Genomic DNA, 8,287 nt, shown 5'->3' on the forward strand with positions numbered 1-8,287 from the left:
TAACAATTGTACAAAGCCCTGACTGTGAATAAAGTTTATATTTTGTAAATTCGCCGCAAGTCCGCTATTAGGCAGTCTTTATTCTAATTACCTACTAAAAATCAAACATTATGGCTTTTGATTTAGATATGATCAAAAAGGTTTATGATCGCTACAGCACCCGCGTGGATGCTGCCCGCAAAGCGACCGGTAAACATCTTACTTTAACCGAAAAAATATTATACGCTCACCTTAGCGAAGGTGATGCTAAAAAAGCATTTGAACGCGGTACCGACTACGTTGATTTTGCACCAGACCGCGTGGCCATGCAGGATGCAACCGCGCAAATGGCGCTATTGCAATTTATGCAGGCAGGCCGCCCGCAGGTTGCAGTACCATCAACCGTACATTGCGATCACTTAATACAAGCAAAAGTTGGCGCTGTTGCCGATTTAAATACTGCGGTTGATATAAACCGCGAAGTTTACGATTTCCTTTCATCTGTATCTGATAAATACGGTATCGGTTTCTGGAAAGCCGGTGCAGGTATCATTCACCAGGTTGTTTTAGAGAACTACGCGTTCCCGGGTGGTATGATGATAGGTACCGACTCGCACACACCTAACGCAGGTGGTTTGGGTATGGTGGCTATTGGTGTTGGCGGTGCCGATGCCTGCGATGTGATGGCAGGTTTACCATGGGAGCTAAAATTCCCTAAATTGATCGGTGTTAAATTAACCGGTAAATTATCCGGCTGGACATCAGCTAAAGACGTTATCCTGAAAGTAGCAGGTATCCTTACTGTAAAAGGTGGTACCGGCGCTATTGTTGAATATTTTGGCGAAGGTGCACGTTCACTTTCTGCAACCGGTAAAGGCACTATCTGTAACATGGGTGCCGAAATCGGCGCAACCACTTCTATCTTTGGTTACGACGAAAAAATTGCTGCTTACTTAAGCGGTACCAAACGTGCCGAAGTTGCCGAACTGGCTAATGCAGTTGCCGAACATTTAACCGGTGATGATGAGGTTTACGCAAACCCTGAGCAATACTTTGACCAGGTTATCGAAATCAACTTATCAGAGCTTGAGCCGCACGTTAACGGCCCGTTCACTCCGGATTTGGCATGGCCTATCTCTAAATTCGCGCAAGCGGTTAAAGAAAACAACTGGCCTGTTAAATTAGAGGTTGGTTTGATAGGTTCTTGTACCAACTCATCATACGAAGACATCACCCGTTCTGCATCTATCGCAAAACAGGCCATCGATAAAAACCTGGTTACCAAAGCCGAGTTTACTATTACACCGGGTTCTGAACTGGTACGTTACACTGTTGAACGCGATGGTTACTTAGGTACTTTCGAAGCAATGGGCGGTGTGGTATTGGCTAACGCCTGCGGCCCTTGTATTGGCCAGTGGGCACGTCATACAGACGACCCTACCCGCAAAAACTCTATCATCACATCGTTTAACCGTAACTTTGCTAAACGCCAGGATGGTAACCCTAATACACACGCTTTTGTGGCCTCTCCGGAGATTGTTACTGCGTTTGCTATTGCGGGCGACCTTACCTTTAACCCGCTTACTGATACATTAACCAACAAAGCAGGCGAGCAGGTTAAATTTGATGAGCCACAAGGTATTGAAATGCCGATACGCGGTTATGCCGTTGAAGATGCCGGTTACCAGGCACCTGCCGAAGATGGCAGCGGTGTTGAGGTTATTGTGAGCCCAACATCATCACGTTTACAATTACTGGAGCCGTTTACCCCATGGGAAGGCACAGACATTACCGGCTTAAGATTATTGATCAAAGCACGCGGTAAATGCACTACCGACCATATCTCTATGGCTGGCCCTTGGTTGAAGTTCCGTGGTCACCTGGACAACATATCAAACAATATGCTGATTGGTGCCATCAACTACTTTAACAACACTGCAGATAGCGTTAAAAACGAATTGACCGGCGAATACGGCCCGGTACCAGCCACGCAGCGCGATTATAAAGCCGCAGGTATAGGTACTATTGTTGTTGGCGACGAGAACTATGGCGAAGGCTCATCACGTGAGCACGCGGCTATGGAACCACGCCATTTAGGTGTACGTGCCATACTGGTAAAATCATTTGCCCGTATCCACGAAACCAACCTGAAGAAACAAGGTATGCTGGGTATCACCTTTGCAGACGTAAACGATTACGAAAAAATACAAGAGGACGATGTTATTGATATTACCGGCTTAACCACTTTTGCCCCGGGCAAACAGTTAACCGTAGTATTACACCATGCCAATGGTACAACAGAAAGCTTCCCGGTAAACCACACCTACAATGCACAGCAAATAGAGTGGTTTAAAGCAGGCGGCGCGTTGAACATCATCCGCAGGCAAATGATCTCTTAATTTTAGAAGTACGATCTTAGATTAAGCCTTCCCGAATGGGGAGGCTTTTTTTGTTAATGATTTTCACGCATCTTTACGTCATTGATCTTTAGCTAATCCTATTAAAAATCGTGCCTACTACTCTCTATCCACTTAATGTTGGTAAAAGCATCCGAAGACAAAGGCTTTCCTATAAAGTGACTTTCAGTTATATCTTCAATTACTTATTTTTGTTTCTTGCTGTTGGATTTTCACTTTTTGTATGTTACATTTTTTTAAAAATTACAACTGATAGCTTATCGCAAAATATTTCCTTATTTCTTACATCTACAATATTGATCATAATTGCCTTGTGGCTTTTTACAAACATCTATTTTGCAAATGTATTGGTGAGGGTTAAAGGTGGCCATGTTGCTAACAATAAAGTGGAGTTACACGCCTTACTAAATGAAAAGTTTAAACGATTAAATAAGACAGTTGACCAGGATAACCTCTTGGCCTATTATCGCGAACCAAAAATTGCAGGCCTTAGCATATTAATTACATGCATATTTAACAATAATGATATATATCTGAATATATCAAGTTTGGGTAGAGGGGACGGGCCGCTCCCTTTTTCAGGGTTATATAATTATTTTAGAGCAAAAAGATTATTGGAGAATTTAAAAATACAATAATCCCTCCCGCGCTCGTCTATGACGAGTGCTTAAATCTGTCTGGCATTTGCATGCCACAGGCGACAAAATCGCCAAACCATGTTAAGCACTCGTTATAAACGAGCGCAAGTTTTTGAACCTAATTAACTACTTAATATCTTTTTCTTTTCGGCATCAAATTCATCCTGCGATAATATGCCCGCATCCAGCAGCTCTTTAATATCCAGCAAGGCTTGTTTTTTTGACGCCAAGGCACCTGCCGGGGCATCTGGAGGTGTTTGTGCAGCAGCATTGGTAGTTTGTGCCGGTTGCGTTGCTTGTGGGCCGTATTTTAATAAAAGCGCCGTTATTTCGTTAAACCCTTTTACATTGGCATAATCAATTGCCCGCTGGTCTTTCACATTTACGATGCCTGCATCTGCTCCTTTTTGCAATAGTTCGGCCACAATATCTTTTTTACCGTTTGATGCGGCATAATGCAGGGCGGTATTGCCAGATTCATCCTGCTTATTAACATCAGCGCCCTTCTCCAGCAGCATCCTGATCATGGCCAGGTGCCCGTTCTTTGCAGCAACATGTAATAAAGTTTCGCCACCATATTGCTTACCCGATAGGTTGTATCCGTTGTCAGAAGCCGCACCTCCGTTATTAGACTCAAGCCAATCCAGGTACGAGCCCATATCATCGCCGTTGGTACCCGGCTTACTGTAGTTAACATCCAACCCATTATCTAAAAAAATGGCTACCATTTCTTTTTGGTTATGCGCACAGGCATACCATATTGGCGATACGCCCTCTTTAGATACAGTGGTTACATCGGCATGATGGTCAATGAGTACTTTGGTTATGATACGGCTGCCGGCTATGGCAGCTATTAATAAGGCGGTTTCGCCACGGTCGTTTGCGTGGTTCACATCGGCGCCGGCTTTTAGCAGGGTTTCAATTACAGGCAGGCTGTTGTTGCGTACCGCCAAAATAAGAGCCGTATCGCCTGCTTTGGTAGATGCTTCTATATTAGCTCCATATTTCAGCAGTTCTTCAACGGCTTGTTTATTTTTATATGCAGAGGCTATCAATAAAGGCGTTTCGGCTTCGTTATTAACCGCATTTACATCCAGGCCTTTTTCTATAAGCTTTTGCAACATTTCAAACTGGCCCGAAACTGCAACTAAATGCAACAAGCTATTCCCTGCAAAATCGTTAATATCGGTTTTGGCGCCTTGCTCCAGCAGGTACAACGCAGTTTGTTTTTGCTTTTGAAGTAAGGCAAAATAAAAAGGCGTTTCGCCCCGCTGGTCCTCATAATCGATAGTGGCACCCGCTTCAACAAGTTGCTTTACCAGATCGAGATACCCCCTATGGGCTGCATAATGCAATGCCGTGCGGCCTCTCTCGTCGGTATATTTTACATCCGCTTCTTTGTTTGCAAGTAACAGTTCTGCTATTTTCCGGTTACCATTTTCGCAGGCAACAATAAAAGACATTGACATGTATTGATTATTTTAGGCTTGGTGTGTTAATAATAATTCAACCGTTTTTACTTTCAGGTTATCATCGCCGGCCAAATCGGCTGCTGTTTTATCCTGGTCATTCAACAGTTTGGTATCGGCTCCTGCTGCCAGCAGCAGTTTAACTTTTTTATAGGTCTCCCTTGCTTTATCCTGTTCATAATTAACGTTAAACGCGCAAACCTTATGCAGTATGGTATTGCCTTTATTATCGGCCTCGTTAATATCTATAATACCTTTTGATAAAACCAATTCTAATACGCCGGGACTTTTTTCGAGTACCCAATCAATCCCTGATTTATCAACCCCGTAGTGTGGTGCTGTTTGCCTGATATCGGCACCATCATCTATCAGGCGCTCAAGTATTTTCAAATTATCGCCCGACTCCTTATACATCCCTCTTAAATAGCCCGTCAATATGGTTTCACCCGCCTTATCCCGAATATCAAAATCAGGCATTTCATACGATGCCAGTTTTTCATACACACTATAGATAGACCAATTAACCACGGCATTAAAAAACGCGGTTTGGCCATCTTTATCGGGTTGGTTCGGCTCAGCTCCATTTTTTAAAAGTATATCCAATAAATGTTCCTTACCCTTTTGAACCGCAGCCATCAGGGGCGTTTTTTTAACAATATTGGGGGCGTTAACATCCAGGCCCCGGGCAATCAGCAAATCAATATAGGCTACGGCCTTAGCTTCATCGCGGTAGTAGTTACCTACTACCTGCATAATAAAATTATCTTCGGCATTGTTCTTATAAGAGGTATCGCAACCAGCATCAATAAGCGCTTTAATAATTTCGGGAGGTGCCCCTTTTTCAAAAGCGTACCCCAAAAGCGTTTGATTATTTACCTCATCGTTTTTGTTAATTACTTTCGATAAAAATTGCCTAAACCATTCCAAATCTGCTTCATTATCTTTTAAAGATGTAAAAAGCTGTTCTATGATGGTCCCGTCAAAACGGTCGTACTCATAAATATCCAGCTCAATTAATCCCTTATCTATCAGCAGATCCAAAAACTCAAAACGCCGGGCGTTAACAATTTGACGCACTGCATCGCCAAGAGCGAATTTTTCTATCGTTTTGGGCAGCGCCTCTCCATTATCAAGCAGTTGTTTTGCGGTTTGGAAATCTGCTCTTCGGAACGCCTGTATGATCATATCTTCATTCTGCATATATTAAAAAGCTGGTTAGTGAAAAAATAACTTATTTTAAAGCAATAAAATTTGAGTATTGTTTTGGTTATTTGCCAACGATATCAAATTCAGTTAAAAAGACATTATAAAGCTTAAACCTCAGGATGGAACCGAACGATCTGGAACTTTGGCAAAAAATACAGGCTTTCGAACTGGATGAACCCGGGGTCGAGTTTAAATTTTCGGACAGATTGGCCCGCGAGAATGGCTGGACCAAAGGCTATGCTAAACGGGTTATGGAAGAATATAAGAAATTCATATTTCTATGCTGTGTATCAAAGCAAGGGGTAACCCCGTCTGACCCGGTAGACCAGGCATGGCACCTGCATTTAACCTTCACCCGCTCCTATTGGACAGACCTTTGCAAAAATACCTTAAACCGCGAAATTCATCACAACCCAACAAAAGGCGGCAGACGGGAAGCTGCCAAATTTGACGGTTTTTATACCTCATCGAATAAACTATATGCCGATAAATTTGGCATGCAACCACCTGCCAATATTTGGCAAGACAACTATACCCGCTTTAGTGACATTAATTTTCAGCGGGTAAATATTGGCAGGTACTGGCTTGTTAAAAAGCCCCGGTTTTCCGTTTACAGCCTGGTTTTATTAATGTTATTTATCGCATGTGCCACATTTATACAAGCTTCAGATACTATATTATCGGCGTTATTGATGCTTGGTATAATTACAGTAATTATTATTGCTGTGTATAAATGGGAATCGGACCCCGACAGGTGGAAAAATAAAGATGATGATAGAACTGGTGGTGGTTGCAGCACAGCCGGGAGCGGTTGCAATGGCGGCGATTTCACCTCGCACCATAGCGACCACCACAGCGGTGGGCATGATAGCGGCGGCCATAGTGGTTGCGGCAGCGGTTGCTCGGGATGTTCAAGTTCCGGCTGTAGCGGTTGTGGCGGTGGCGGAGATTAAAAATACGTTCTTCCGCTCGTCTGTGACGAGTGCTTAAGTCTGCCTGGCATTTGCAATGCCTCATGGCGATAAAATCGCCGAAGCATATAAACAATTGTAATAAACGGGCCCGGGTTGGAATTATATCACGATAATATTTAGCTTTATGATCCTAATATCCTTTTGATGAAAACCTTCTCCTTTATTTTACTTTATATAATTATATCACCCTTTTGTTACGGGCAAACAATACAATTTGATACGCTTTTAAATAAGGCAAAAGCTGAGTTCAATAAAGATTTTGATAATCAAGATTATGGGGCTGCTATAAACTACTTAAATAAGGCTATAATATTGAACCCTAAAAATGTTGAAGCCCATTATTTGCTGGCATATTCATATAGTCGTTTTAATTCGAAAGATGCTACCAGTATTCCCGAAATGCAAGTTCAGCTTGTTGTAAAGGCAACCAGTGAATTACAAAAGGTTATTAGTTTATCGCCAAAATACGACGGTCCTTTTTTAATACTTGACCCTTATTCAAAAATAACTTCAGAATGGGGGTCATTAGCTTTTAGCTACCAGGTCAAAAATAAAATCGATTCTGTACAATGGGCTTTAAAAGAAGGTAAAAAGAAAGGCGGTTTTGATGACTTCATTTTATCTATAAACAGAGCTGTGCTAAATAGCTGCGGCAAAAATGCAATCCTAATTTCGTCAGGGGATAATTACACTCTTCCGCTTAATTATCTACAAAAAGCAGAGAACTTACGCACCGATATTTCGGTTGTAGATATTGCCATGTTAAATACTACATGGTATCCAAAAATCCTTCAAAAACAATCTGATATAAATTTTGGAGCACCCGAAAAATTATTAGACTCCCTCGATTATATGACCTGGGCAGATTCTACAATCTCCATCCCAATATCAACTACCGGGAAAACATTCACCTGGGTCATGAAACCAAGCTATCAGCAAAACTATATTTTAAGGAGTGATATATTAGCTTTGCTATTATTACAGAGAAATCAATTTAAACGTGAGGTTTACTTTACAAAAGGATTTATAAAGGAAGAGCAATTGGGTTTAGATAACTTTTTGCTTCGGCACCCAATGGTGGATAAGTTAAATGTCAATGATAATACACCACTCAGCCTTCAAGAGTATATAAATGATCTTAAAAAATATATACCAACTTTTACATCTGTAAATAAAAATAGCAATGACGAATTATTACCTATAGACTTTATTAGATATGACCTAATAGATCTGTTTGGCGAAGATGCCTTAAATACTGAACCTGAGAAAGCAAAACAATTATTAGAGCTATTAAATACCTACCTTCCGGATGATAAGTATCCGTGCAATAGTGCAAACCTTAGTGATTTTTTAAATTCATTAAATGAATAGGTTGTCAGTATACTGGTTGTGTTCGTCTGTGGCGCATCCCAAATGGGGTAGCGATCTTCTCCCCACGCCCTTGCGATTTCTATGACGCGTAAGGGGTAAAAGTTAATATATAGCTATTTTTTTCGGGACAAAACGGAACAAAATGTCTCGTCCTGAAATAAGTTGACGGTTTTATATATTGATTAATTGAGCTACAAATATAATTTTACACCGTAATAGGCATCTCTTTTTTT

Annotated in this window: 5 protein-coding genes; 3 read left to right on the forward strand and 2 right to left on the reverse strand. The window is 41.6% G+C overall.

Going from position 1 to position 8,287, the window contains the following annotated elements:
• Positions 1–110 precede the first annotated feature (110 nt).
• A complete protein-coding gene (locus tag WC615_RS11285) occupies positions 111–2,378 on the forward strand; it encodes an aconitate hydratase (protein WP_372978200.1) in 2,268 nt (755 codons plus the stop codon).
• Between the two features lie 778 nt (positions 2,379–3,156).
• Here the strand turns inward: WC615_RS11285 and WC615_RS11290 are convergent.
• Together WC615_RS11290 and WC615_RS11295 are read right to left on the reverse strand one after the other, a co-directional pair.
• Positions 3,157–4,497, reverse strand: a complete 1,341-nt coding sequence (locus tag WC615_RS11290) for an ankyrin repeat domain-containing protein (RefSeq protein WP_372978201.1) — start codon at positions 4,495–4,497, stop codon at positions 3,157–3,159.
• Between the two features lie 18 nt (positions 4,498–4,515).
• Positions 4,516–5,703 carry an ankyrin repeat domain-containing protein gene (locus WC615_RS11295; protein WP_372978202.1) on the reverse strand — a complete coding sequence of 396 codons (1,188 nt, stop codon included), beginning with the start codon at positions 5,701–5,703 and terminating at the stop codon, positions 4,516–4,518.
• 125 nt (positions 5,704–5,828) lie between these two features.
• Here WC615_RS11295 and WC615_RS11300 point away from each other — a divergent pair, with 125 nt between their 5' ends.
• On the forward strand, positions 5,829–6,662 hold the full coding sequence (locus WC615_RS11300) for a hypothetical protein (protein WP_372978203.1): 834 nt from the start codon (positions 5,829–5,831) through the stop codon (positions 6,660–6,662).
• Positions 6,663–6,827: 165 nt separating this feature from the next.
• Entirely contained in the window at positions 6,828–8,054 is a 1,227-nt protein-coding gene (locus WC615_RS11305) for a tetratricopeptide repeat protein (RefSeq protein ID WP_372978204.1), read from the forward strand.
• Positions 8,055–8,287: the final 233 nt, after the last annotated feature.

The sequence above is a fragment of the Mucilaginibacter sp. genome (genome assembly GCF_041663085.1).
Classification (GTDB): domain Bacteria; phylum Bacteroidota; class Bacteroidia; order Sphingobacteriales; family Sphingobacteriaceae; genus Mucilaginibacter.

What these genes read in the sequence shown, in the direction of transcription:
- WC615_RS11285 (WP_372978200.1), top strand. Translation starts at nt 111, where the DNA reads ATGGCTTTTGATTTAGATATGATCAAAAAGGTTTATGATCGCTACAGC.
- WC615_RS11290 (WP_372978201.1), bottom strand. Translation starts at nt 4,497, where the DNA reads ATGTCTTTTATTGTTGCCTGCGAAAATGGTAACCGGAAAATAGCAGAA.
- WC615_RS11295 (WP_372978202.1), bottom strand. Translation starts at nt 5,703, where the DNA reads ATGCAGAATGAAGATATGATCATACAGGCGTTCCGAAGAGCAGATTTC.
- WC615_RS11300 (WP_372978203.1), top strand. Translation starts at nt 5,829, where the DNA reads ATGGAACCGAACGATCTGGAACTTTGGCAAAAAATACAGGCTTTCGAA.
- WC615_RS11305 (WP_372978204.1), top strand. Translation starts at nt 6,828, where the DNA reads ATGAAAACCTTCTCCTTTATTTTACTTTATATAATTATATCACCCTTT.